Origin of the sequence: Marseilla massiliensis (assembly GCF_016899855.1) — a bacterium.
Taxonomy (GTDB): Bacteria; Bacteroidota; Bacteroidia; order Bacteroidales; family Bacteroidaceae; genus Prevotella.
In genome coordinates this window covers 1-419 of sequence record NZ_JACJJG010000258.1, presented here as the reverse complement: position 1 = coordinate 419, position 419 = coordinate 1, and the positions used below count along the sequence as shown (strand labels likewise).

At 59.7% G+C, this 419-nt stretch carries 1 protein-coding gene; it reads left to right on the top strand.

All coding sequences use genetic code 11. The features are described 5' to 3' along the window. Window positions 1–316, top strand: a 316-nt coding sequence (locus tag H6A34_RS14660) for an integrase core domain-containing protein (protein ID WP_205106105.1), incomplete at its 5' end; no start/stop codon positions are given. Window positions 317–419: the final 103 nt, after the last annotated feature.

The window sequence follows — 419 nt, the reverse complement described above, 5'->3', positions numbered from 1 at the left end:
TCACCGATATGCCGTGGCGCCGCAGCTCGCCGATGTAGGCGTCGCAGCAGTACTGCACCCCGCGGTCGGAGTGGTGGCCGAGCGCGTCAACGGCATAATAAAGCAGGAGGCCGTAAACCGCCGACGCGCTTTCGCCGACATCGCCACGGCCGGCGAGGCCATCGGCAGGTACATCGACTTTTACAACACGCGCAGGCCCCACATGAGCATCGGTAACAACACCCCGGAGACGGCGCACGCCGGGAGCGGCGAACAAAAACGGCTGTGGAAAAGAAAAAAAACGGTGGGGCATGGAGGGAATGACAACGGAAGATAGTATCTTTGCTGCGATTTTGTCAGGCGGCCCCGCGGGTCCGCCTGACAAAGACCGGGAATGTAAAGTAAAGCAGCACATTTCCCGATGCGATGTCAACTATTCC